Raw genomic sequence first — 22,587 nt, forward strand, 5'->3', positions numbered from 1 at the left:
GTTCCCCCTCTGATGAGTTGCCGGGAGCCCCGGCAGGCTCATGCTGGCAGCGGCTGCCGTGAAGGCCGGATCCGCTTGCCCGCGTTGGGACGCCGGGACAGTCGCGCGCCTGTGACCTGCGGGGACGGATCACCGCTGGGACGAACACGGGATACGGGGAGGGGCCGGGGCCAAATGCGATGGACGGACGGAGACCAACCCCCTAGAGTCTGCGTGCACGCCCGGAGACCGACGGAAGGAGGCGAGTGCCATGAGGTTCACAACACCCCAGCGCTCCCTCCCTGTTGACCCGGTGTGCCAAGACTGACCTGACCGGGAGCGCTTCACGCAGTACGCATCCCGGAGGAAACAGTCCATGACCGATCTGGTCATTCGCGCGCTCGACGAGAACGACGCGCACCTTTTCGACGCACTTCCCGACCCGCTCGGAGCCCGCGCCGCGCACCGGCTGACCGTCTGGCGGCCCGACTGGCAGCGGGTGGCCCTGCGCGACGGCACGGTGGTCGCGCGCGCCGCCTGGTGGGGAGGCCCGGACGACAGCGAACCCCTCGCCGTCGACTGCTTCGATCTGATCGAGGGAGAGGAGGAGGCGGGGGCCGAACTCCTGCGCAGCGTGCCCTGGCGTGCCGACGTGGAACTGAACATTCCCGCCGGCTGGCGCGACAGCCCCGAGATCCGCGCCGCCGCCGAGGCCCGCTTCGCCGCCCTGCGCGCGGCCGGCTACGACCTCCTCGTCGAGCGGTTCATCTACCGCTGGACCCCGGAGTGCGGCCTGCCCGAACGCCCCGGACGCCTCGACTTCGCCCCCGAACCCGACGACGCCGTGTTCTTCGACGCACTGCGCCGCATCCACTCCGTCACCCTCGACGCCCACGCCCAACGGGCCATCGGCCAAAGGGGAGTCGACAAGGCCGCGCAGGAGGAGATCGACTTCTTCCGCTGGTGCCCGTCCCCGCGCGAGTGGTGGCAGGTCGCCCGCACCCCCGAGGGCGACCTCGTGGGCATCCACATCCCGGCCCGCAACCCGTCGGGCCCCTGCGTCGGCTTCATCGGAGTCGTACCCGAACAGCGCGGCCACGGCTATGCCCGCGACCTCCTATCCGAGTGCACGCACTATCTCGCCGAGCAGGGCGCCGAGTTCATCGCCGCCGCCACGGACCAGGGCAACTTCCCGATGGCCGCGCACTTCGCCGAGGTCGGCTATCCGCTGATCCGGGAGCGCGCCAACTTCCAGTTCGTCGAGTAGACGCGTCGGCTCGTAGGGCAGTCGGCCCGGCCCGTGATCGGTTCCGGGCCGACTGTCAGTGCCGGGTGCCATGCTGGCGGCGGGTCGATCTACGTCGATTGCTCTACGTCGATCGCTCCACAGCGATGGCTCTACGGCGGGATGGAGGCGGGCATGGGGTTCGTCGGTGAGGTCTGGCAGGTGCGCGCGGGCGAGGAGACGGCTGGGGAACTGGTCGGGGAGATCCTGATCGACGACGCCGATTTCCCTTGGCTGTCGGGCAAGTTCACCGCGGGTCCGGCTTTCGACGCCGTACGGGAGCTGTTCGCACGCGAGCTCGCCCTGGCGCAGGCGGACGACGAGTGGGCGCGGTGGGAGGAGGCCTACGACGAGGTCCGGAGACAGGTGACGCTCACCTCGCCGGACGGGCCCGTGCCCGAGTTCCTGCTGCACATCGAGGGGGAGCGGGCCTGGTTCCGGTGGAGCGACGAGCCGTTCGACGACGAGGACGGGGACGAGGACGAGGAGGCGTCCGCCGGCGGGTGATCAGCCGGCTTCGCCGGCCACCATCGCCTCGGCCTCCGCCAGGATCTCGGTGACCCGCTGCCCGAAAGCGGCGTCGCACGGGTGCGGCCGGCCCGTGCGGACGGCCTCGCCCAGCGCGTCGGCGGCCCGGCCCAGGGCGGACACCGCGCTGCCCGAGCTCTCCGGAAGGCCGGCCACCCCGGCCGCGCCCCGGAGTTCGACCGCGACCCCCGCCGCCGCGGGCGGTGCGGTGAGGCTCAGGGTGAGCGTGCTCGACGCACCGTCCACATGGTCGAGGACCAGCACGGCCGTGTCTCCGGGCCCCCGCACGGCCGCCGCCACCCGGCGGACGTCACCGAGCACCGGGAGCAGCACGGACAGGGCGTGCGGGCCGACGTCCCACAGCGCGCCCTTCTCCTGCCGCCAGGGCGAGGCGGCGAACGGGCTGTCGCTGGTGAACACCGAACCCAGCCACTCGGCCCGCGCGGTGAACCAGCCCCCGGCGGCGGCCTGTTCGGTGATCCAGGCCTCGGTCTCCGGCTGGAAACGGGTGGTGAAGAACACGACCGACGCGACCCCGGCCTCCCGTACCGCGTCGACCACGGCCCGCCCTCGTTCCACCGTCGGGGCGAGCGGCTTGTCCAGCAGCAGATGCCGGCCCGCCCGCGCGGCCCGCACCGCCAACTCGGCCTGCACGGACGGCGGAAGGGCCACCGCGACGGCGTCCACGTCCGCGAGGAGCGCGTCGACATCGTCGTAGGCCGGGACGCCGTACTGGTCGGCCAGTTCCTTGGCCGCGTCCGGGCGGCGGCCCCACACGCCCGCGAAGTCCCACTCCGCGTGCCCGGCGAGGGCGGGGGCGTGTGCCATCTGTGCCCAAGGGCCGGTGCCGAGCAGTCCGATGCGCATGGCGCTGCCTCTCCACGGGCGAATTCACGGGTTGAATCCGCGGGGCGAACCTGGTGACCACCGGAGTCGCTCCGAGCGGCCGGTCGCCGGTGAGCGTGCCACACGACCAGGGCAGGTGCGCAAGCCCTTCCCCCGACTCACCGATTGAGCAGTCCCGCTGCTGGATGCGTTCGATTTCTTCTATTGGACCTGCGGACCCGGGCCGGAGAGGCTGGAGGACGCGCCCTCGCCGCCGCGACCCGATCGGTCGTCCGGCGGCGCGGGACGGCACGGTTCTGCGCGACAGCCGGAAGACCGGAAGAGGAGCACGAGCAATGGACACCCGCCGTATCGGTGACGTCGAGGTCAGTGCGATCGGCCTGGGCGGTATGCCCATGTCGATCGAGGGACGGCCGGACGAGGCACGCTCCCTCGCGACCATCCACGCCGCCCTCGACGCGGGCGTGACGCTGATCGACACCGCGGACGCCTACCACCTGCACGCCGACGAGGTCGGACACAACGAGACCCTGATCGCCAAGGCCCTCGCCTCGCACGACCTCGGCGGGGACGTCCTGGTCGCCACGAAGGGCGGGCATCTGCGCCCGGGGGACGGCAGCTGGACCCTGAACGGCAGCCCCGAGTACCTCAAGGAGGCCTGTGAGGCGTCCCTGCGTCGACTGGGCGTGGAGGCCATCGGGCTCTACCAGTTCCACCGCCCCGACCCGAGGGTCCCGTACGCGGACTCCGTCGGCGCGATCCGGGACCTGCTCGACGAGGGCAAGATCCGCATGGCCGGGATCTCGAACGCGAACCCGGAGCAGATCCGGCTCGCGAACGAGATCCTCGACGGGCGGCTGGTCTCCGTGCAGAACCAGTTCTCCCCGGCCTTCCGCTCCAGCGAACCGGAGCTGGAACTGTGCGACGAGCTCGGCATCGCGTTCCTGCCCTGGAGCCCCCTCGGCGGCATCAGCCGCGCCGGTGAACTCGGCTCCGCCTACGCGCCGTTCGCCGAGATCGCCGAGAAGCACGGCGTCAGTCCGCAGCGGGTGTGCCTGGCCTGGATGCTCGCCAAGTCCCCGGTCGTCGTACCGATCCCGGGCGCCAGCCGCCCCGAGACGATCCGCGACTCGGCGGCCGCACCCGAACTGACGCTCTCCGCCGCGGAGTTCGCGGAGCTGGACGCGGCCTGAGACGGCGGTGACACCGGAGGTGTAGTTGTGGCGGGCAAGGGAAGGAAAGCGCTTGCCCGCCAACCGGTCACAGGGGGAGGACCACCACCGATGGCGTCGTCCACGGACAAGCCGCTCGACCACCGCTACCGCGACGAACACCCGATCCGCACCCTCGCCTACCTGTTCCACGAGGACCGCAGACGCCTCGCTCTGGCCGTCGCCGTCTTCACGGTCAAGCACAGCCCGATCTGGCTGCTCCCGCTGATCACCGCGTCCATCATCGACACGGTCGTCCAGCACCAGCCGGTCAGCAGGCTCTGGATCAGCACCGGCGTCATCCTGTTCATTCTGCTGATCAACTACCCCCTGCACGTCCTCTACGTCCGCCTCCTCTACGGCAGCGTCCGTCGCATGGGCACCGACCTGCGCTCGGCGCTGTGCACGCGGATGCAGCAGCTCTCCATCGGCTACCACTCGCGGGTCAGCGCCGGAGTGCTCCAGGCCAAGGTCGTGCGGGACGTGGAGACCGTCGAGCAGATGGTCCAGCAGACCGCCGAGACCGGGCTCGGCGCGATCACCGTGCTCACCGGCGGACTGGTCATCATCGCCTTCCGCACACCGGAGTTCGTGCCCGTCTTCCTGGTCGTCGTGCCGGTCGCCGCGCTGCTGGTGTCCCGGCTGCGGGCCCGCCTGCGCACCCACAACGAGCACTTCCGCCACGAGGTCGAGACCCTGTCCTCGCGCGTGACGGAGATGACCCGCCTCATCCCGGTCACCCGTGCCCACGGCCTGGAGGGCAAGGCCCTGCGCCGCATGGACGGCACCCTGCGCCGCCTCCTCACCACCGGAAACCGCCTCGACCTGCTCAACGGCCGCTTCGGCTCGCTGGCCTGGGTGGTGCTGAACGTGGTCGGCGTCCTGGTCCTCGGCGGCGCGGCCCTGGTGTCGTACTACGGCGTCTGGGGTGTCACCGCCGGCGACGTCGTCATGCTCAGCGCCTTCCTGACCACCCTCACCAACTCCACCACGACCCTCATGGGTCTGGCCCCGGTCATCACGAAGGGTCTGGAATCGGTCCGTTCGGTCGGCGAGGTGCTCCAGGCACCCGAGCTGGAGGACAACGAGGGCAAGGAGGTGGTCACCGCGGTACGCGGAGCCGTCACCTTCCGGGACGTCGGCCACACCTACGACGGCGGCCAACTCCGCCCCGCCGTCCACGACTTCACCCTCGCCGTCGCACCCGGCGAGACCGTCGCCCTCGTCGGCGCGTCCGGCGCCGGCAAGTCCACGGTCCTCAACCTCGTCATCGGCTTCATCCGTCCAACCACCGGCCAACTCCTCCTCGACGGCACCGACATGAACACCCTCGACCTGCGCACCTACCGCCGCTTCGTCTCGGTCGTCCCCCAGGAGTCGATCCTGTTCGACGGCACCATCCGCGACAACGTGGCCTATGGGATGGACGACGCCGACGAGGACTCGGTGCGCGCGGCACTGCGGGACGCCAACGCCCTTGAGTTCGTCGACAAGTTGCCGCAGGGGCTGGAGACCCTGGTGGGCGAGCGCGGGGCCCGGCTGTCCGGCGGCCAGCGTCAACGCCTCGCCATCGCACGAGCGTTGATCCGGGACCCGAAGGTGCTCGTCCTGGACGAGGCGACCTCGGCCCTGGACACCCGCTCGGAGGCGCTCGTCCAACAGGCCCTCACCCGGCTGCTGCACGGCCGTACGACATTCGTCGTCGCGCACCGGCTCTCCACCGTCCGGGGCGCCGACCGCATCGTGGTGATGGGCGACGGCGAGATCCTGGAGGTCGGCACGCACGACGAACTCCTGCGCCGGGGCGGGGCGTACACGGCACTGCACAGCGGGCAGGTCGCCTGACCGGATCGCATGGGCGTGTGCTTGATCAGGCGTCGACGGGGCACAAGGAGCGAACAACGAGAGAGGGGCGCTCCGTGCTGGTGCCGAACCCGAAGGCCGTCAGGAAACTGCTCACCCGGTACGCGGTGCTGCGCATCGCCCAGGCGGAGAGGCAACGCCCGCAGACAGCCGCCGAGTTGAGCGATGTCAGCTACACCCTGTGCGTGATGACGGGCACCACGGACATCCGGGAAGCCATCGTGAAGGCGGACGCCCTGCTGGCGGCGGCGCGCGGCGCGGCCGCCGACGACCGCGCCCTCGCCTAGAACCTTCAGGGGAGCGCCACTTCGCGCGCCGGCCTGCCGTGGAACGCCGAGCGGTACGCCTGCGGGCTCGTGCCGACCACTTTGCGGAAGCGTTCGCGGAACGCGGTGGGAGAGCCGAACCCGGCCTGCTGGGCGACGCGTTCGATGGGGTGGTCGCTGTTCTCCAGCAGGTACTGGGCGCGGCGGACCCGGGCGCGCAGCAGCCACTGGAGCGGTGTGCTGCCCGTCTGTTCGCGGAAACGCCGGCTGAACGTCCGCTCGCTCATGCCCGATCGCGCGGCCAGCGCCCCCAGGGTGACCTCGTGGGCGAGGTTGTCCTCGATCCACTGGAGCAGCGGTTCCAGGGTCGAACCCTGAGGGACCGGCGGATGCCGGTGCACGATGAACTGAGCCTGCCCGCCCTCGCGTTCGAGCGGCATGACCGAGAGACGGGCCGCGTCGGCGGCGACCGCCGAGCCGAAGTCCCGGCGGATGAGGTGCAGACACAGGTCGAGTCCGGCGGCGGCCCCGGCCGAGGTGAGGATCTGCCCGTTGTCGACGTACAGCACGTCCGGTTCCACCTCGACGAGCGGATACTCGCGGGCCAGCAGGTCGGCCGCGATCCAGTGGGTGGTGGCGCGCAGCCCGTCCAGCAGTCCGGCCGCGGCGAGCACGAAGGCGCCGGCGCAGATCGACACGATCCGGGTACCCGCCGCCGCTGCCTCCCGCAGCGCCGCCAGCACCCGGGCGGAGGGCGGCCCGGCCTGCTCCGAGCAGCCGGGGACGACGACGGTGTCGGCGTCCGCCAGCGCCTCCAGCCCGTGGTCGACCCGCAGCGCGAACCCGTCCGTCCGCACCTCCGGCGTCTCCCCGCACACCCGGATCCGGTAGGCGTTCCGGCCGTCGGGCAGCCGGGTACGGCCGAACACCTCCATCGGGGTCGCCATGTCGAACGGCACCACATGATCGAGGGCGAGGATCGCGACGGTATGCATGAACGCCACGATAGGCAGATTCCCGCCAGCCTAGTGACACGGGCCTCCGTGACAGCATCCCGGCCAGATAGCTTGGCGGGAATCCGTTGGAAGCTGTCGATCCAGCCTCTGTGCGGCCGACCGGGACATCCCTAGCCTGGGCCGGTGACCAAGATCCTTCTCGCCCTGCACGTGCTGGCCGCCATCGTCGCGATCGGCCCCGTGACCGTGGCCGCCAGCATGTTCCCACCGGCGGCCCGTCGGGCCCTCACCGGCACGGACGGTTCCGACGCGGGGGTGACGACCGTACGACTGCTGCACCGCATCTGCCGCCTCTACGGCGCGGTCGGCCTCGCCGTGCCCCTCTTCGGGTTCGCCACCGCCGCCGCGATGGGCGTCCTGGGCAGCGGCTGGCTCATCGCCTCCATCACCCTCACCGCGGTGGCGGCCGGCCTCCTGATCGCCTTCGTCCTGCCCCGTCAGGACGAACTCCTGGGGGAACTCGGCGCGGGGCGGCCCGTGGAGCGCGCGGGGACGGTTCAACTCGCCATGTTCACCGGCATATTCAACCTGCTGTGGGCCACCGTCACCGTCCTCATGATCATCCGACCCGGCTCGACCACGGGCGCCTGACCGGTCAGCCCGTGGCGCGGACCAGGAGGAGCGCGACATCGTCGTCGGGCTCGGGGCGCAGCGCGTGGAGGAGCATGTCGCTCGTCTGCTCCAGGGGGCGGCGGGAACTCTGCAACAGCCGCGTCAGCGTGTGCAGTCCGACGTCGATCGACTCACCGCGGTTCTCCACCAGCCCGTCGGAGTACAGGGCGAGCAACGCGCCTGTGGTGAACTCGACTTCGGCGGTCCCGAAGTCGACCCCGCCGACACCGAGCGGGACTCCGCCGGGGATGTCGAGGAGTTCCGCATGCCCGTCCGGGCGGATCAGGACCGGCGGCAGATGGCCTGCGCTGGACAGGGCGCAGGTGCCCCGGCCGAGGTCGACCACGCCGTACGCGCAGGTCGCGATCGTGTCGAGGGAGCCGGTGAGGTCGTCGAGGTGGTGCAGCAACTCGGCGGGCGGCAGGTCGAGTCGGGCCAGCGCGCGGGTCGCGCTGCTCAACTGCCCCATGATGGCGGCCGCTTGGACACCCTTGCCCATCACGTCGCCCACGACGAGCCCGGTCCGGCCCGGCCCCAGCGGTAGCACGTCGTACCAGTCGCCCCCGACCTCGCTCAGCGCCGGCAGATAGCGGGCGGCGATGTCGAGCCCCTCCTGCCGGGCCGGGGCCGGCGGCAGCAGGCTGCGCTGCAGGGTCAGCGCGGTGGTGCGCTCACGGCCGTAGAGACGGGCGTTGTCGATGCAGATCGCGGCGCGCGCGGCGAGTTCCGAGGCGAGGACACGGTCCTGTTCGTCGAAGGGGCGCTCGTTGACGGTGCGGTAGAGGCTCAGCGTGCCGAGCACCTCGCCGCGGGCGATCAGCGGGACGGCGAGGTAGGAGTGGACGCCCGCCGCGTGCAAGGTCTGGGCGGCGCGTGCGTCCCTGGCGATGCGCCGCATCATCGGCCGGTCCACCCGCTCCACCAGGATCGGCCCGGCCTCGCGGACGCACTGGGTGATGATGCGGTGGGGGCCGTAGGTGGCCAGTTCGCCGACCGGGTCCGCCGCGTGGATCGCGTCGGTGAGGTATCCGGCCGCGACGGCCAGTGCCCGGAACTCGACCTGCGCGTCCCCGGCCACCGGAGTGATCCCGCCGTGCGCCACGACCGACTCCAGTACGTCTACGGCCGCCAGGTCGGCCACGTGCGGCACCGCCACGTCGGCCAGCTCCCGCGCGGTCTGCTGGAGGTCCAGCGTCGTCCCGATCCGCACCCCGGCCTCCGCCACCACGGACAGGTGCTGGCGCGCCTGCGCGACCTCGGCCGCCGCCTGCTCCCGCTCGGTGACGTCCAGGACGGCCATCGCGAGCCCGAGCACCCGGCCCTGCGCGTCCTCGATGCGGTGGTACGACTCCGAGTAGGCCCGCTCCACGGCATCGGCCGCCGTCCGGCCCACGGTCTGCTGGTCGAGCAGCGGTTTGCCGGTGATCAGCACATGCCGCATCCGTGACTCGATGGCCGCCACGTCAAGCCCCGGCAGTACCTCGCCGACCCGGCGCCCGACGACCTCCGCCTCCGGTACGCCGTTGATGCGCTCCAGCGCGGGGTTCACCGTGACCCACCGCAGATCGGTGTCGAAGACGGCGATGCCCACCGGTGTCTGCCGCACCAGGCTGTGGGACAGCGCCAGGTCCCGTTCGACGCCGCGTACGGTCGTGGCGTCCGCCGCCAGACCCAGCAGATGGGCCTGTCCGTGGCTGTCGCGCAGCCGCATGGTGCGGAACTCGACGGGCCGCTCCGTGCCGTCCCGGTGCAGCAGCGGGAAGACCCCCGCCCAGCGGGCACCCGAGCCCACCTGGGCGAACAGCTCACGCGCCCGGACCCGGTCGTCGGGCGACACCAGCAGCCGGTCGGCGCGCTGCGTCAGCGCCTCCTCGGCCGAGTAGCCGAGCAGCTGCTCCGCCTCGGGACTCCACAGCGCGATGTACCCGCCGGCGTCCAGGACCACCGCCGCGACCTGCAACAGGTCCAGCAGTCCTCCCGAGGCGGCCGTGACACCGTCCCCGGCACCGTACGCGTCCATCCAGCCGCTCCTTCCGGCGCGGCACGACACCACCAAGATCCGCACCGCCGGTCATCCGATTACGGCACAGCCCGCCCCACCCGGCAACACCGTGAGGACAGGGGGAGCGGACGCGGCCGTATGGAGCACATACCCGCGCGGGCGCCGACGAGGCCCCGGATTCTGATCGTGCCCTGCCCCCACTTCCCCCAGGACACCCGATGCCCTTCCCGCTCCGTCTCGTCTCCCTCCTGGTCGCCGGCTGTGTCGGCGCCCTCGTCCCCGCCTCGCCCGCCACGGCCGACGACCACTCCCTCCAGCGAGGTCTCGACGAACTGGTCGCCGCCCCGGACGGCCCGCCCGGCGTGATCGTCGTGCTGCGCGACGGCGACCGGCAGCGCGTCCTGCGGGCCGGCACCGCCGACATCACCACCGGCCGCCCGCTCGAAGCGGACGACCACACCCGGACCGCGAGCACCAGCAAGGCGTTCAGCGGGGCCGTGGCCCTGAGTCTCGTACGACAGCACCGGCTCACCCTCGACGACACGATCGGCAAGCGGCTGCCCCAACTACCCAAGGCCTGGAGGTCAGTGACTCTGCGTCAGTTGCTCCAGCACACCAGCGGGCTCCCGGACTTCAGCCAGAGTGCGGAGTTCCGGAGCCTCATCCAGGCCGACCCGCACCACCACTTCGACTCGCGGCGCCTGCTCGACTTCGTGGCGGGAGAGCCGCTGCGGTTCACGCCCGGCTCGCGGTACCAGTACTCCAACTCCGACAACATCGCCGTGGCGCTGATGGCGGAGGCGGTGACCGGCGCGCGCTACGAGGACCTGCTGCGCCACGACGTGTACCGGCCGCTGGGCCTGCGCGACACGAGCCTGCCGCAGGGGTACCGGATGCCGGAGCCGTACATGCACGGCTACACGGTCGGTGGACCGTCGGGACCCGAGGACGTCAGCGAGGCGATCGGCATGTCGGGGGTGTGGGCGTCCGGCGGCATCACCTCCTCGCCCCGCGACCTGGCCTCGTTCATCGGCGGCTACGCCTCCGGAGCCCTCACCTCGAAAGCGGCGCTGCGGGAACAGCGGCACTGGATCCCGGGCGCCTCCGAACCGGCGGGACCGGGCCGCAACAGCGCGGGACTGGCCATCTTCCGTTACGAAACCCGCTGCGGGGTCGTTCTCGGACATACCGGAAACACCCTCGGTTACACACAGTTGATCGCGGCCACCCCCGACGGCCGGCGCGCGCTCACTTTCTCATTGACAACTCAGGTGAACCAGGCCGGGAACGCCGCATTGCTGAGCAAAGTGCGCGCGGTCGAGGAGGACGCGGTGTGCAGCCTCCTGGGGACATACGGGTCGTAACAGCACAGGCGTACCGCACACCTCCGGCATGCCGCACCATGAGTGCGTGCACACGCGACTCACTTATCAACGGCAGGACGAGCGGGCGGCGTTGGCGCTCGCAGACGCGCTGGGACGCGCCGGAGCCGACGTCGAGCTCGACGTGTGGCCGACGGCCGCGGACGGCGCCCCCGACCCGGAGACCGCCGTCGTCCTGCTGTGGTCGGCGGCGTGGGACCGAACACCGCCGGAACCCGCGCCGCCCGGCGCGCACGTGCCCGTCCGGCTCGACGACACACCGCTGCCGCCCGCCCTGGCCGGGCTGCGCCATGTACGGCTCGCCCAGGGCTGGGGCCGGGTGTCGGACGAGGCGGCGGCGATGATCGTGCGCCTCGGCTTCCCGGCCCTCGTGCCGCCGCTCCCGGTTCGGGGCACCCCCACCGAAAACACCTTGGCGATCAGCGACTTCGGGCCTCTGGGACTGTTCGCGAGCTGCCCGCGGTGCGGCGGGAGCAGCGAACGGCTGCGCCCGTACGTCACGGTCGACCACCACTACGACCAGGCGCTGCGGCTCGTCATCTGTGGTGCGTGCAACTGGCAGGACGACTGCGAACTGTGATCGCGGTGAACCGTTTCCGCTACCTCAAGCGACCGTGCTGTCCGACCCGTTGACCAGACCCTCCCGCTCCGGCTCGGCGGGCAGGGCCAGCCACTCCGCGATGGTGCGGGCGATCGGCTGGCCGGTGTCCGCCTCGACGAAGCCGAACTGGCCCGACTGGTTGCACTCCAGGAACCACCAGGTGCCGTCCGCGTCCTCGGCGAAGTCGAAGGCGCCGTAGGCCAGTTCGGCCTCGCGCAGATACGTCCGGACTGCCTCGGCGATGCGCGGCGGGACCTCGGCCGGGTGCCAGGGCTGCGCGGGCGCGGCGAAGCGGACGTCGACCTCGGCGGGGTCCGCGTCCGGGGCGGTCGCCATACGGGCGGCCAGCATCCGGTCGCCCACCGCGGTGAGCCGGATGTCGGCGCGCTTGGCGATCCGGCGCTGCAGCAGCGTGGGACCGAAGGCCACGGCGGCGAAGTCGGTGTCCGGTGCGACCCGGCTGGTCGGCACCGCCCGGGGCGGATCCTGCGGATGGGCGCCGGACACCGGCTTGACCACCAGGTCCGGGAAGCGCCGCGAGAACTCGCGGGCGGCCTGCGGGAACGTGGTGATCAGGGTGGCGGGCACCGGCAGTCCGCTGCGCTGGGCCAGTCGCAGCTGCCAGGGCTTGTGCCGGGCGCGGCGCGCCGCGTCGGGGTGGTTCATCCAGCGGGCGCCGGAGCCGCGCAGCATGCCGTAGAGCGCCTGGGAGGCCTCCTCGGTGAGCCACGCGGAGGGCTGGGGTGCGCGGGTCGCCGGGGTGCCCGGTCTGCGCACCCAGATGGAACGCAGCCCGCTCACGCTCACCAGCCGTCCACCGGCCGCGAGATGGCCGCGGAAGGCTCCGTGGACGTACTCGCCGGAGAGCGCGACCCCGCCGGTGAGGTCGGCGGGATCGATCCGGACCACGGGGACGCCGGCCGTGTGCAGGTGCACCATCACCAGATCCGCGGTGACGTCCTCTTCGCAGGTAAGGACCAACACGGTCATTTTCGTCGTTCCGCGTTCAGTCGTCGAAGTGAGTCTTCGATCCCGCGGTGGACGTCGTGGTCCCCAGTTCTCTCAGCAGAGCGAGATCATGGGCGGCGACCCGTCCGTCGGCGAGCACGTTCAACTGCAGTCCGGAGTCGTAGCTGTACGGAGTGGTGAGCTCCAACTGTGCTGCCGGGCGAGCGTAGTTGAGCGCGAATGGTTGCATCGTCTCTCCCTCGTCGGTACTGCCTCGTGCAAGCGGTGGCCACCCCGCGAGGTTGCTTGGCCCGCTGACTTCCGTCTGCTTCCAGAGACTTATACGAATCGAACGAGTGAATGGTTTCCTTACTCTCCGTAGTCATAGTAAGGAAGGTAAGACGCTCGCCGGGTTCAGCCGAGGTCGCCCGGCTGCCCCTCCTCCTGCTCACCGAGGGACTTGCGCATGGAGCGCAGGGCGAGAAGAAGTACGGCGATGTCGTCCAAGTACACGGGATCGGGCATCAGGTCGGTCGGCAGTACGAAGTAGAGGACGGCACCCCAGAAAACCCATTTGGGGCCGGTCGGAAGCCCTGCGCGCCGTAGTCCGCGTCGCATGCGGACGAGCCGCACCAGCACTCCGACGGCCACGGCGAGCAGCGCCACCGCGAGCACCACGGCGACGACGATCACGGCTGTGGTCGAATCCACGGGCTCCCCTTTTTTCGGTCCGGCCGCACGAGATGTGCCCTATCCGGATGCCCTGTCGAGGCCCCGGTATTGCCGACGAGGGGAACATCACACCCGAACGCCCGGAGGAGTCTTGACAGTCACCGATTCCATGTCGGCCACTGGTACTTTTTCACCGTGAGTGCGACCAGCCGGACGGGAACGGGAACCCATGTACACATCTGCCTCGACGCCCCACCGCGCGTCGCGAGCCTCGGCGTCGGTGTGCACGGCACGGTCAGCCCGCGTGACGTGTTCCGGCTGCCAGACCTCTGGCAGCTCCATCTCTACCGGTACGAGGCGGAGTTGACCGTCGACGGGGTGCCGTACGGGATCAGGCCCGGCCATGTGAGCCTGGTGCCGCCCGGCGCGCTGGTGCGCTTCCACTACCGGGGCCGCTCCGAGCATCTCTTCGCCCACCTGGAACTTCCTTCCGCCGGTGAGCGGTTGACCGTTCCCGTGATGCAGGACGCCGGCGCGCAGACGCCCGTGCTGACCGACCTGATGCTGCGGGCCGTGGCGGCGGCGCCGCGCAACTCCGCCCGGGCGGCCGCCGAGTTGTGGTCCGTGCTGTGGCGGGTGGCCGACCTCGCGACGCCGGCCGCCGGTGACGCGGCCGGACCGCACCCCGCGCTCGCCCTCGCCGTCGCGCACATCGAGGCGCATCTGGCGGCGCCCCTGACGGTGCCGGAAGTCGCGCGCGCGGCCGGGGTCTCGCACAACCACCTCATCCGCCTGTTCCGCGCCGAGATCGGCAGCACGGTCGTCGCCTACATCCGGCACCGCCGCCTGGAACACGCACGGCACCTGCTGCGGGAGTCCACGCTGTCCGTCCCCGCGATCGCTGCGGCCGTCGGCATCGGCGACCTGCAGGCCTTCAACAAGGCGTGCCGGCGCGAACTGGGCGCCTCGCCGAGGGCGGTTCGCGCCGGGACCGGGTGAATCGGGGCCGCTGCCGTGCGGGTCGGCCTGGGCCGGCACTGTGCAGGTCGGTCCCGTCCCTCATCGGGCGGGTCGCCTCCGGCCCCTGTGGTTCAGCCCGGGGCGGCGTCGTGCGGCTCGGTCCAGACCGCCGTCGCGCAGCTCGGTCCGAGCCGGAGCAGCGCAGCTCGGTGCGGGATCAGCGGCGGGCAGATCAGTCCCGGCCCGTACCCCGATACAGGTCCAACTCCCCCTCCAGCTCCACCGCCAGGACCGTCGCCCGCTCGTCCACATCGGCGGGCTGCGGGGCGTCGATCCACGTCACGCCCGGGACCTCGCCGAGTCCGCCGATCACGTCGTGGCCGAGTCCGGCGCCGGTGCCGAGCACCGTGACCCGCTTCACGGGCGTACGCAGGCCGCGCACCGACACCGACTCGCGTGGCGGGTCGAAGCACACCAGGTACAGCGTGCGGCGGTCGGCGGACAGGGTGCTCGGCCCGTAGTGGTGCCCGGCGGGCAGGCCGGCCACCGTGCCGTAGACCGCGTCGGAGTGCCGGGCGATCCACGCGCCGAGACCCTCAAGGCGTTCCACCTGCTCGGGTGGGATCGTCCCGTCCTCCCTCGGGCCCACGTCGAGGAGCAGATTGCCGCCCATACCGATGGTCTCCGTGAAGTAACGCACCAGCTGCCGCACCGACTTGTGGTGGTGGTCCCCGTGCTGGAACCCCCACGAGTCGTTGACCGTCAGACACAACTCCCAGGGCCCGTCCGGAGCTTGCAGTGGCACCCCCTGCTCGGGCGTCGCGTAGTCGCCGTGGCTCAGCATGCGGGCGTTGAGGACGGTCTCGGGGTTCCCGGAGAGGATCAGTTCCGCCAACTCCCGCATTCCCCACTGCTCCTCGGCCCGCTCCCACTCGCCGTCGAACCACAGCAGGTCGGGCCGGAAGCGGTCCACCAACTCGCCTACCTGGCCGTCGCGGTAGGCGAGGTAACGCGCCCAGGCAACCGGATCCTCCTCGCCGGGCCGGGCGGAGGCGTACGGGTTGGCGCGCAGCTCCTCGTCCGGCGGGCGCGGGTGCACCGTGCTGGCGTAGTCGGGGTGGTTCCAGTCGGAGTGGGAGTAGTAGAGCCCGACCTTGAGGTCCTCCTCGCGCAGCGCGTCGGCGTACGGCCCGATCAGATCGCGGCCGGCCGGGGTGCGGCGGACCACGTTCAGGTCACCGTGGGCCGAGTCCCACAGGGCCACACCGTCGTGGTGCCGGGCGGTCAGCACCGCGTACCGGGCACCGGCCCGCGCGAACAGCCGCGCCCAGTCCCGCGGTTCGTAGCGTGCCGCGGTGAACCCGTCCAACTGGCGCATGTATTGATCGTGCGGGACCTGGCCCGTGTAGAACGACCAGGACTCCGGCACACCGTCGACGGCGTAGATCCCGTAGTGGACGAAGATGCCCAACTTGGCATCGCGGAACCAGGGTTGCATCGGCATACCGCCAAGCTAGGCCGCGGGACGGCGGGGCGCGTGGGTGGTGATCACCACTGGTGGTCCATTTTCACCCCGCAACGGCGCTGCGTAGGCTGGTCGCATGACTGAGGTTCCTGGAAACCACTCGCGTCGCCGGAGCCGCCCGGTCCACGTGCTGCGCGATTCCTACGAGGCGTTGGCGTCAGTCGTCGCGCCGCTCGGGGACGAGGAGTCCTGGCTGCCGACCGCCTGCACCGGCTGGGCCGTGCGCGACCTGGTCTTCCACTGCCTCTCGGACGCCCAGCGCGCTCTGGTGGCCCTGCACACTCCCGCCCCGGGCCCGGCCGACCGCGATGCCGTCACCTACTGGCAGGACTGGCGGCCCAACCCGGTCGGCGCGGCCAACGGGCGGCGCTGGAGCAGGGTCGGGGCGAGCATGTTTCTCGACTTCCGGCAGCTGCGCGCGCTGTACCTGGACACGGCGAAGGCCACGGTGGTGGCCGCTGCCGCCACCGACCCGGACCTCCCGGTCTCCACGCAGGGCCACGTCCTGACCGCCGCTGACCTGATGACCACCCTCGCGGTCGAGGCGAGCATCCACCATCTCGACCTCGTCCAGGAACTGCCCGCCGCGCCCGGGCCGTCCGTGAGCGGACTGGCCGCGGTGCGCGGCACTCTCGACGGACTGCTGGGCCGCCCCGTCCCCCTGGACTGGACGGACGAGCACTACGCGCGCGCCGCCACGGGCCGTGCGCCGCTCACCGGGGCCGAGCGACGCTCCCTCGGCGCGGACGCCGACCGCCTACCGCTCTTCAGCTGACCGGTCGCCGTCCCGCGGCGGCGCGACGCGGTCCCCGTCGGCCGATGGCGGTACAGGGTCCCGCTCAGCCGCCGGTGCCGGGCGCAGTGCCTTGGTCGCGTCCCGCAAGCGGCCGAACGTGCGCTGGAACGGGGATCCGGCCGGCGGGGGAGGCCCGCCCGGCACGACGGCGCCGCCGGACTCGCGCAGTGCGGCCAGTGCCTCGTTGGCGCGGTCGGCCGCCTCCCGGTACAGGTCGCGGGACTTCGTCATCGCTTCGAGCGCCTCGGCGTACATGGCCACGAGCCTGCGCTCCCGGGCCAGTTCCTCCTCCAGGGTCATCAGGCTCCACTGCTCGCGCAGCGCGCTGACGGCTTCCGCGCCGCCCTCCGGAAGGGGACGCGCGGAGGCGGCGTAGCGGCAGAGCACGTCGACGAGTTCGGTGGGCTCGGAACCGTCGAGGAAGACACTGCGCACGGAGAAGTCCCGCACGTCGTATCCGGGGGCGGCCGGGTTGGTGGGCAGCACCACGGCACCGCCGCGCGGCACCTGGAAGTCGAACTCGCGCAGCAACGCCCAGTTCACGGACCGTAGTTGATCGGGTGTGGCCCGGTGCTCCACCACGCAGTGCCGCAGGCTCGCCGGCAGCAGCCGGGCCAGCGGGAGCCTGCCGCGCGCGTCGGGGGTCATCGCCTCGTGCACGACGACGTGAATGCTCCAGCCGTCCTGCGCGCAACTCCGGAACAGCCGCCGCAGGTCCTTCTCGTCGGACGGCAGCGGATTGACCTCCCGGAAGCGCAGACCGGGGACCCATGCGTGGTCCCAGCCGGAGTCCGCGTCCTCGGGCCAGAAGACGGTCGCGGGGGAGGGCCAGTGGGGGTCCCAGGTCCGCTCGGCCTCCGCGACCAGGATCCATTCCCGCCCGTCGGCCGGGGCGGCGGGCGAGCCCGGCGCCGGAAGCGCCGGAAACGTCAGCCGGGCCCGCACGGTCACGGTGCCCTCGACCCGCCAACGGGCCTCGAAGACCAGCTCCCGGGGATCATGACCCTGATCCTCGTCCGGTTCGGTGTGGTCGTCGATGACCTCGCGGTCCTTGAGTCGCTGCAACTGTCGCCGTACGGCATCCGCCGCGTCCTCGGACCCGACGTGGCGGCCGCGAGCCAGCCACACCGTGTGGGGGATCGTGGGCGGAGCTGTGGAGGAGTTCGACATAGGCCAATCTGCGGGCGGGAGCGGGGCTGACCCACCAGTATCACCGTTGGAGATCTTGGCGGGTCAAGCGGGGGTCGTAGAGTCTCGTATGCCCGGAATTCCTGCGATCCCGCGTGAGCATACGCGCGGGGTGTGATCGGTCCGCTCCGGGCGGCGGGGTTTCACACGTGCCTTTGACATGGCCCGGTCCCCAGAATGGTGGCGCGGACGGGACCCGCCCACCATCCGCTCGGGGTGGGTCCCGTCCGTGTTCCGCGCTCCGGGTGCCCCGCGCACGTCACCTCCGCCGGCGGTCAGGCCGGGACGGCACACCCGCCCCGGCCGGCGGCGCGCTGAATCCGGCCGGCACCGAGCGGGCGCTCGTCGGGGGCGGTGCCTGAAGGGGTACGACCGTTTCGTCGCGCGGCGGTCGGGTGCGCGGCGCGGGCTTGCCGACGACGCGGGTGTGGGTCATCAGCGAGGCACAGGCCGCGCAGACCTCGGAGAGGGTCCACACCTGACCCACCGCCGGATCGTGCCGCAGCACGAGCAGCACCGAGCCCGAGCAGTCGACCCGGGTCCCCTCGTGCGCCGCACACCGCTGCCGACGGCAGCCGCAGGCCGCGTCGGGGCGTACGGTCGCCGCTCTGACGTGGGCCGCCGCATGGGCTTCGGCGAAGCGGCGCAGGGCCGGGAGGTCACGCGACCGGGCGGGCATGCCGCACCCGGAGGAGCAGCTGACCGAGGCGGTGCGGTCGCGGTGACCTGTGATGCGAATAGTCCAGGTACGCCCTGGTCGACGGGCTGACGGGGCGTCAGGGTACGCGAGAGCCAAGACCACAGTTCCTTTGAGTGGAGGTGTTCACGCGGAAGAGGCGCTGAGTTAAGAACTACCCGTCGTGGGGCACTTCACAGCATTTACGGACCCCAAGTATTCGTTCGATCCCGCGTCCCCCGGACGGCTGCTCCGGCGCCCGGTTGTTGGCGTCCGGGTGCGGGAGCACACTGATCCCATGGATCCCGCCCGCGGGGACGACGACGAACGCGCGCTGATCGAGCGCGCGTTCCGGCAGGCATCGTTCTCGATGTCGGTGTTCGACGCCGCGCAGCGGTATCTGCGGGTCAACGCCGTGGCCTGCGAGGTCATGAGGCTCGGCGAGGAGGCGCTGCGCGGCCACGCCTTCCCGTACGGCCTGCCGGCGGACGCCAGCGCCGGGCACCCCCCCGTCCGCCCTCGTCCTGCCGGACGGCACCACGAAGGTGGTCGACATCGGCGTCGGCCCGGTCCTGGGCGTGGGCGGCCTGCCCTTCGAGACCACCGAACTCGAACTCCCGGAGGGCACCCGCGTCGCCCTGTACACGGACGGTCTTGTGGAGGCCGCCGACCGGGACCCGGACCTCGGCATCGACCGGCTCCGACAGGCCCTGGTTGGATCGCGGTCCACCCTGGAGGACCGCTGCGACCAGGTGCTCTCCGCGCTGCTGCCGATGCACCCGCGCGACGACGTGGCCCTGGTACTCGCCCGTACCAAGGCACTTGACGCCAACCACGTCCAAGTCTGGGACCTGGCAGCCGACTTCGAGGGCGTCTCCGAGGCCCGCAGGCTCGCCACCGCCCAGCTCGACGCCTGGGGACTGACGGAGGAGGCCTTCGTCACCGAACTGGTCGTCAGCGAACTCGTCACCAACGCGATCCGCTACGGCGCCGAGCCGATCCAACTCCGCCTGATCCTCGACCGCACGCTCATCTGCGAGGTCTCCGACGGCAACTCCACCTCGCCCCATCTGCGCCGGGCACGGATCTACGACGAGGGCGGCCGAGGCCTGCTCCTGGTCGCCCAGCTCACCGCCGACTGGGGAACCCGGCACACCGCGACCGGCAAGACCATCTGGGCCGAACAGGCACTGACGCCGGCGAGTTGACCATTCGGGGTCGGACGGTCAGTGGGGGTAGGCACGCGGTGGCCGCTGCCTGGGCAGTCCGTCGCGGAACTCCTCGATGCGGGAACTGACCTGGCGGATCAGCGCGGTTCGCGCCAGCCGGTCGAGGTAGAGGTTGCGGCGCGCGAGGCCCGGTGCGTCCACACAGAAGTACAGGGACATCAGCGGATTGATGAACAGCTCGCTGCCCCGCGTGCGTTCGGTGAAGCGGACATCGCCGAAATCCCCGCGTACGGCGGCGGCGACGGAACCGTTGACGATGCTCGGATGGTCCGGCGTGCACTCCTGGGCGTGGGCCACCGCGTCGAGGTACAGCTGCCCCTCGCGGCTGTCGCGCGGCAGGGAGAACGCGCCGAGGTAGGCACCCTCGCGCTCCAGCGCGGCCAGATTCTCCAGCACCAGCGCGTGGTTGACCCCGTGGTACGCGTCGATGCCGAAGCCGAGGCACGCCACCAGCCGCACCGGCACCTCGTCGAGCCCGTCCACCGCGGCGAGGCTGACCATGTCCTCCTCCGGTGTGCCGAGCCCGTGCTCGTCGCCGCGCATCAGGATGTCGGTCCCGCCGTCCACCAGCACGACGGCGTCGACACCGCCCAGGTGGTCGATCAGCGCGCGGTACGCGGCCCGCAGCGGCTGCACGCCGGTCAGGGGGAACGCGTACACCGTGGACGGCATGTCGTTCAGTTGGAGCCACCGGGCGAGGGACCGCTCGGGGAAGTAGTCGCCCCGGGCCTCCGTGTCGGGGCGTACCGCCGCGACGTCCGGCTCCACCCACGCGTCCTGGTCGAGGCCGTAGAGATCGGCGAAGGACAGGTTGGCGAGGTGCACCTCCTTGCCGGCCGAGCGCAGCGCGAGCGCGAGGGGCAGCCCGGCGTAGACGTCGAAGCCGCCGCCGGCCCCGGCGACGAGTATTCGGCGCGCGTCGCGCAGCCGGGAGAAGAACGGGGGTTCGAGGAGGGAGAACACCGGAGGACGTTAACAGCCCCGTACGCCATGATGGACGCGTGGACTTCGAGCCGTACCGGGGCGAGTTGGTGGCGTACTGCTACCGCATGCTGGGCTCGTTCCACGAGGCCGAGGACCTGGTGCAGGAGACGATGCTGCGCGCGTGGAAGGCCCGCGAGCGCTACGACCCGAGCCGCGCGTCCGTCCGTACCTGGCTGTACCGCATCGCCACCAACGTCTGCCTCACCGCCCTCGAAGGACGCGCCCGCCGCCCCCTCCCGTCCGGCCTCGGCGCGCCGGGCGAGGACCCCGGGACCCCGCTCACCCCGGCCACCGACATCCCGTGGCTCCAGCCCTTCCCGGACGCGCGCTACGACATGGAGGCGCGGACCGACATGCGGCTCGCGCTGGTCGTGGCCCTGCAACGGCTCCCGGCACGGCAGCGGGCCGTGCTCGTGCTCCGCGAGGTGCTCCAGTTCAGCGCCGCCGAGGTCGCCGGCCAGCTCGACACCACCGTCCCGGCCGTCAACAGCACACTCCAGCGGGCCCGCGCCGCCCTCACGGACGTCGGCGACGGCCACACGGTCGCCGAACCGGACGACCGGGCGGCGCGCGAGGTGATCGACCGCTACCTGCGGGCCTTCGAGGCGGCCGACGTCCCCGCCCTCGTACGGCTCCTGGCCGACGAGGTCGTCCTGGAGATGCCGCCGGTCCCGCTCTGGTTCCGGGGCACCGGGCACTACGGCGCGTTCATGCGCAGGGTCTTCGAACTCCGGGGTACGGACTGGGTGTTGAAGCCGATCACGGCCAACTCGCAGCCCGCGCTCGCCGCATACGCGGCCGACCCCGACGGCGGCCGGTGGCTGCACAGCGTCCAGGTGTTCACGGTCACCGGCGGGCATGTCACCCGCAACGTCGTGTTCACCGATCCGCAGGTCCTCGCGTCCTTCGGCCTGCCGCAGCGGATTTCCCCGGATCGGCCGCTCCCGCCGCGATGAGTTCGGCCGCTGCCGCCGGTACGTACCGGTGAGCATCGACCGAAAGGACAATGGATCATGAGCGTCACCGTCATTCAGTTCACCACCCTGGACGGGGTGGTCTCCGACCCCGACGGGTCCGACGGCACCCCGTACGGCGGTTGGCTCTTCCGCTACGGCCGCGAGGAGATCGAGGGCGACAGGTTCCGGCTGGCCGACACCCTGGTCGACGGGGTGCTGCTGCTCGGGCGTGGCACGTGGGAGGCGTTCGCGCGGCTGTGGCCGGGCCGCGACGACCCGTTCTCCGCCCGTATGAACGCCGCGTCGAAACTGGTCGCCTCCCGCACCCTGACCGATGCCTCGGCGTGGGCGAACTCGACCGTCCTCGACGGCGACCTCGTCGACGCCGTGAAACGCGAGGAGCGCGAGGTGATCGTGATGGGCAGCCTGAGCGTCGTCCACACGCTGATGGCGGAGGATCTGGTCGACGAGTACCGGCTCATCACCTTCCCCACCGTCGTCGGCACCGGCGAGCGGCTCTTCGCCGCGGACGGTCCGCCCGCGCACCTGGAGTGCCTGGAGGTGGAGAAGCCGGGGTACACCGTGTTCGCCCGGTACGGGAGGGCCGTGCGCTGATGCGCGAGGGGCCCGGCGGTACGGCCGCCGGGCCCCTCGAACTTCACCTTGTTGAGGCTTACGCGCCGCTCGCCCGGAGCATGTCCTCGCGTTCGACGATCTTCACGCGCTCGCGGCCCTGCGGCTCGCCCAGCGCCTTCTCGGCGGCGTCCAGCCTGTACCAGCCGTCCCAGGTGGTGAAGCGGACGTTCCGTTCGGCGAGGAACGCGTCCACGGCTTCCGGGTCGGGCGAGACGGGCGTGTGCAGACGGCCGTTGGCGTGGTCGTCGAGGAGGTTGGCGACCGTCTCGTTGGCATCGCCCTTGGTGTGGCCGATCAGACCGACCGGGCCGCGCCGGATCCAGCCGGTCACGTACGTCGACTGGAGGTGTTCGCCGGTCTCCTGGATGACCCGGCCGCCCGCGTCGGGGACCGTGCCCGAGTCGATGTCCCAGGGCAGCTTGGGGA

Annotated in this window: 22 protein-coding genes and 2 pseudogenes; 13 read left to right on the top strand and 11 right to left on the bottom strand. The window is 71.6% G+C overall.

Going from position 1 to position 22,587, the window contains the following annotated elements; genetic code table 11:
• Positions 1–355 precede the first annotated feature (355 nt).
• Positions 356–1,246, top strand: a complete 891-nt coding sequence (locus ACWDEW_RS30090) for a GNAT family N-acetyltransferase (protein WP_450516716.1) — start codon at positions 356–358, stop codon at positions 1,244–1,246.
• 153 nt (positions 1,247–1,399) lie between these two features.
• The gene (locus tag ACWDEW_RS30095) at positions 1,400–1,771 is read left to right on the top strand and encodes a hypothetical protein (protein ID WP_450516718.1); all 372 of its coding nucleotides are present in this window, start codon (positions 1,400–1,402) and stop codon (positions 1,769–1,771) included.
• On the opposite strand, the gene ACWDEW_RS30100 is transcribed toward ACWDEW_RS30095, so the two are convergent.
• Entirely contained in the window at positions 1,772–2,659 is an 888-nt protein-coding gene (locus tag ACWDEW_RS30100) for a Gfo/Idh/MocA family protein (protein WP_450516719.1), read from the bottom strand.
• A 314-nt stretch (positions 2,660–2,973) separates the two neighbouring features.
• Here ACWDEW_RS30100 and ACWDEW_RS30105 point away from each other — a divergent pair, with 314 nt between their 5' ends.
• The 3 genes from ACWDEW_RS30105 to ACWDEW_RS30115 all read left to right on the top strand — a co-directional run bounded on the left by ACWDEW_RS30105 (position 2,974) and on the right by ACWDEW_RS30115 (position 5,999).
• Entirely contained in the window at positions 2,974–3,831 is an 858-nt protein-coding gene (locus ACWDEW_RS30105) for an aldo/keto reductase (protein WP_450516721.1), read from the top strand.
• Between the two features lie 90 nt (positions 3,832–3,921).
• Positions 3,922–5,694 carry an ABC transporter ATP-binding protein gene (locus tag ACWDEW_RS30110; RefSeq protein ID WP_450516722.1) on the top strand — a complete coding sequence of 591 codons (1,773 nt, stop codon included), beginning with the start codon at positions 3,922–3,924 and terminating at the stop codon, positions 5,692–5,694.
• Positions 5,695–5,768: 74 nt separating this feature from the next.
• Positions 5,769–5,999, top strand: coding sequence for a DUF5133 domain-containing protein (locus tag ACWDEW_RS30115; RefSeq protein ID WP_450516724.1), 231 nt, complete (start codon positions 5,769–5,771; stop codon positions 5,997–5,999).
• A 5-nt stretch (positions 6,000–6,004) separates the two neighbouring features.
• On the opposite strand, the gene ACWDEW_RS30120 is transcribed toward ACWDEW_RS30115, so the two are convergent.
• Positions 6,005–6,973, bottom strand: a complete 969-nt coding sequence (locus ACWDEW_RS30120) for a GlxA family transcriptional regulator (protein ID WP_450516726.1) — start codon at positions 6,971–6,973, stop codon at positions 6,005–6,007.
• Between the two features lie 144 nt (positions 6,974–7,117).
• Here ACWDEW_RS30120 and ACWDEW_RS30125 point away from each other — a divergent pair, with 144 nt between their 5' ends.
• A complete protein-coding gene (locus ACWDEW_RS30125; protein ID WP_450516728.1) occupies positions 7,118–7,585 on the top strand; it encodes a hypothetical protein in 468 nt (155 codons plus the stop codon).
• A gap of 4 nt (positions 7,586–7,589) precedes the next feature.
• Here the strand turns inward: ACWDEW_RS30125 and ACWDEW_RS30130 are convergent, their stop codons facing one another.
• Positions 7,590–9,626 (bottom strand): SpoIIE family protein phosphatase, encoded by a 2,037-nt coding sequence (locus ACWDEW_RS30130; protein ID WP_450516730.1) that lies wholly within the window; start codon positions 9,624–9,626, stop codon positions 7,590–7,592.
• A gap of 200 nt (positions 9,627–9,826) precedes the next feature.
• On the opposite strand from ACWDEW_RS30130, the gene ACWDEW_RS30135 reads away from it, so the two are divergent.
• The gene (locus ACWDEW_RS30135; RefSeq protein ID WP_450516732.1) at positions 9,827–10,972 is read left to right on the top strand and encodes a serine hydrolase domain-containing protein; all 1,146 of its coding nucleotides are present in this window, start codon (positions 9,827–9,829) and stop codon (positions 10,970–10,972) included.
• 46 nt (positions 10,973–11,018) lie between these two features.
• Positions 11,019–11,570 carry a hypothetical protein gene (locus ACWDEW_RS30140; RefSeq protein ID WP_450516734.1) on the top strand — a complete coding sequence of 184 codons (552 nt, stop codon included), beginning with the start codon at positions 11,019–11,021 and terminating at the stop codon, positions 11,568–11,570.
• 24 nt (positions 11,571–11,594) lie between these two features.
• On the opposite strand, the gene tgmB is transcribed toward ACWDEW_RS30140, so the two are convergent.
• The 3 genes from tgmB to ACWDEW_RS30155 all read right to left on the bottom strand — a co-directional run bounded on the left by tgmB (position 11,595) and on the right by ACWDEW_RS30155 (position 13,250).
• Positions 11,595–12,581: an ATP-grasp ribosomal peptide maturase gene (tgmB, locus tag ACWDEW_RS30145; protein WP_450516736.1), complete on the bottom strand. Its 987-nt coding sequence runs from the start codon at positions 12,579–12,581 to the stop codon at positions 11,595–11,597.
• A 16-nt stretch (positions 12,582–12,597) separates the two neighbouring features.
• On the bottom strand, positions 12,598–12,789 hold the full coding sequence (tgmA, locus tag ACWDEW_RS30150) for a putative ATP-grasp-modified RiPP (protein ID WP_019070092.1): 192 nt from the start codon (positions 12,787–12,789) through the stop codon (positions 12,598–12,600).
• 164 nt (positions 12,790–12,953) lie between these two features.
• The gene (locus ACWDEW_RS30155) at positions 12,954–13,250 is read right to left on the bottom strand and encodes a YkvA family protein (RefSeq protein WP_450516738.1); all 297 of its coding nucleotides are present in this window, start codon (positions 13,248–13,250) and stop codon (positions 12,954–12,956) included.
• A 156-nt stretch (positions 13,251–13,406) separates the two neighbouring features.
• Here ACWDEW_RS30155 and ACWDEW_RS30160 point away from each other — a divergent pair, with 156 nt between their 5' ends.
• Entirely contained in the window at positions 13,407–14,210 is an 804-nt protein-coding gene (locus ACWDEW_RS30160; RefSeq protein ID WP_450516740.1) for a helix-turn-helix domain-containing protein, read from the top strand.
• A 193-nt stretch (positions 14,211–14,403) separates the two neighbouring features.
• Here ACWDEW_RS30160 and ACWDEW_RS30165 read toward each other — a convergent pair whose 3' ends face one another.
• The gene (locus tag ACWDEW_RS30165) at positions 14,404–15,675 is read right to left on the bottom strand and encodes an alpha-L-fucosidase (RefSeq protein ID WP_450516742.1); all 1,272 of its coding nucleotides are present in this window, start codon (positions 15,673–15,675) and stop codon (positions 14,404–14,406) included.
• 97 nt (positions 15,676–15,772) lie between these two features.
• Between ACWDEW_RS30165 and ACWDEW_RS30170 the strand changes: the two genes are divergently transcribed.
• Positions 15,773–16,471: a maleylpyruvate isomerase N-terminal domain-containing protein gene (locus ACWDEW_RS30170; protein ID WP_450516744.1), complete on the top strand. Its 699-nt coding sequence runs from the start codon at positions 15,773–15,775 to the stop codon at positions 16,469–16,471.
• On the opposite strand, the gene ACWDEW_RS30175 is transcribed toward ACWDEW_RS30170, so the two are convergent.
• Both ACWDEW_RS30175 and ACWDEW_RS30180 read right to left on the bottom strand, forming a co-directional pair.
• A complete protein-coding gene (locus ACWDEW_RS30175; RefSeq protein WP_450516746.1) occupies positions 16,454–17,662 on the bottom strand; it encodes a hypothetical protein in 1,209 nt (402 codons plus the stop codon). The two genes, ACWDEW_RS30170 and ACWDEW_RS30175, sit on opposite strands and share 18 nt — an antisense overlap.
• 277 nt (positions 17,663–17,939) lie before the next feature.
• Entirely contained in the window at positions 17,940–18,359 is a 420-nt protein-coding gene (locus ACWDEW_RS30180) for a hypothetical protein (RefSeq protein ID WP_450516748.1), read from the bottom strand.
• Positions 18,360–18,850: 491 nt separating this feature from the next.
• Between ACWDEW_RS30180 and ACWDEW_RS30185 the strand changes: the two are divergent.
• Positions 18,851–19,564: pseudogene (locus tag ACWDEW_RS30185) on the top strand (SpoIIE family protein phosphatase); the annotation flags it as partial.
• Between the two features lie 18 nt (positions 19,565–19,582).
• On the opposite strand, the gene ACWDEW_RS30190 reads toward ACWDEW_RS30185, so the two are convergent.
• Positions 19,583–20,548, bottom strand: coding sequence for a DUF1152 domain-containing protein (locus ACWDEW_RS30190; protein WP_450516750.1), 966 nt, complete (start codon positions 20,546–20,548; stop codon positions 19,583–19,585).
• A 38-nt stretch (positions 20,549–20,586) separates the two neighbouring features.
• Between ACWDEW_RS30190 and ACWDEW_RS30195 the strand changes: the two genes are divergently transcribed.
• The gene (locus tag ACWDEW_RS30195; RefSeq protein WP_450516752.1) at positions 20,587–21,525 is read left to right on the top strand and encodes a sigma-70 family RNA polymerase sigma factor; all 939 of its coding nucleotides are present in this window, start codon (positions 20,587–20,589) and stop codon (positions 21,523–21,525) included.
• A 57-nt stretch (positions 21,526–21,582) separates the two neighbouring features.
• Positions 21,583–22,140, top strand: a complete 558-nt coding sequence (locus ACWDEW_RS30200; RefSeq protein ID WP_450516753.1) for a dihydrofolate reductase family protein — start codon at positions 21,583–21,585, stop codon at positions 22,138–22,140.
• 58 nt (positions 22,141–22,198) lie between these two features.
• Here the strand turns inward: ACWDEW_RS30200 and ACWDEW_RS30205 are convergent.
• Positions 22,199–22,587, bottom strand: a pseudogene (locus tag ACWDEW_RS30205) (pyridine nucleotide-disulfide oxidoreductase); the annotation flags it as partial.

The organism is Streptomyces sp. NPDC001100, assembly GCF_053598575.1.

Bases quoted from the DNA above. Each gene is read 5' to 3' on its own strand.
- ACWDEW_RS30090 (WP_450516716.1), top strand. From the start codon at position 356: ATGACCGATCTGGTCATTCGCGCGCTCGACGAGAACGACGCGCACCTT.
- ACWDEW_RS30095 (WP_450516718.1), top strand. From the start codon at position 1,400: ATGGGGTTCGTCGGTGAGGTCTGGCAGGTGCGCGCGGGCGAGGAGACG.
- ACWDEW_RS30100 (WP_450516719.1), bottom strand. From the start codon at position 2,659: ATGCGCATCGGACTGCTCGGCACCGGCCCTTGGGCACAGATGGCACAC.
- ACWDEW_RS30105 (WP_450516721.1), top strand. From the start codon at position 2,974: ATGGACACCCGCCGTATCGGTGACGTCGAGGTCAGTGCGATCGGCCTG.
- ACWDEW_RS30110 (WP_450516722.1), top strand. From the start codon at position 3,922: ATGGCGTCGTCCACGGACAAGCCGCTCGACCACCGCTACCGCGACGAA.
- ACWDEW_RS30120 (WP_450516726.1), bottom strand. From the start codon at position 6,973: ATGCATACCGTCGCGATCCTCGCCCTCGATCATGTGGTGCCGTTCGAC.
- ACWDEW_RS30130 (WP_450516730.1), bottom strand. From the start codon at position 9,626: ATGGACGCGTACGGTGCCGGGGACGGTGTCACGGCCGCCTCGGGAGGA.
- ACWDEW_RS30135 (WP_450516732.1), top strand. From the start codon at position 9,827: ATGCCCTTCCCGCTCCGTCTCGTCTCCCTCCTGGTCGCCGGCTGTGTC.
- tgmB (WP_450516736.1), bottom strand. From the start codon at position 12,581: ATGACCGTGTTGGTCCTTACCTGCGAAGAGGACGTCACCGCGGATCTG.
- tgmA (WP_019070092.1), bottom strand. From the start codon at position 12,789: ATGCAACCATTCGCGCTCAACTACGCTCGCCCGGCAGCACAGTTGGAG.
- ACWDEW_RS30165 (WP_450516742.1), bottom strand. From the start codon at position 15,675: ATGCCGATGCAACCCTGGTTCCGCGATGCCAAGTTGGGCATCTTCGTC.
- ACWDEW_RS30170 (WP_450516744.1), top strand. From the start codon at position 15,773: ATGACTGAGGTTCCTGGAAACCACTCGCGTCGCCGGAGCCGCCCGGTC.
- ACWDEW_RS30175 (WP_450516746.1), bottom strand. From the start codon at position 17,662: ATGTCGAACTCCTCCACAGCTCCGCCCACGATCCCCCACACGGTGTGG.
- ACWDEW_RS30180 (WP_450516748.1), bottom strand. From the start codon at position 18,359: ATGCCCGCCCGGTCGCGTGACCTCCCGGCCCTGCGCCGCTTCGCCGAA.
- ACWDEW_RS30200 (WP_450516753.1), top strand. From the start codon at position 21,583: ATGAGCGTCACCGTCATTCAGTTCACCACCCTGGACGGGGTGGTCTCC.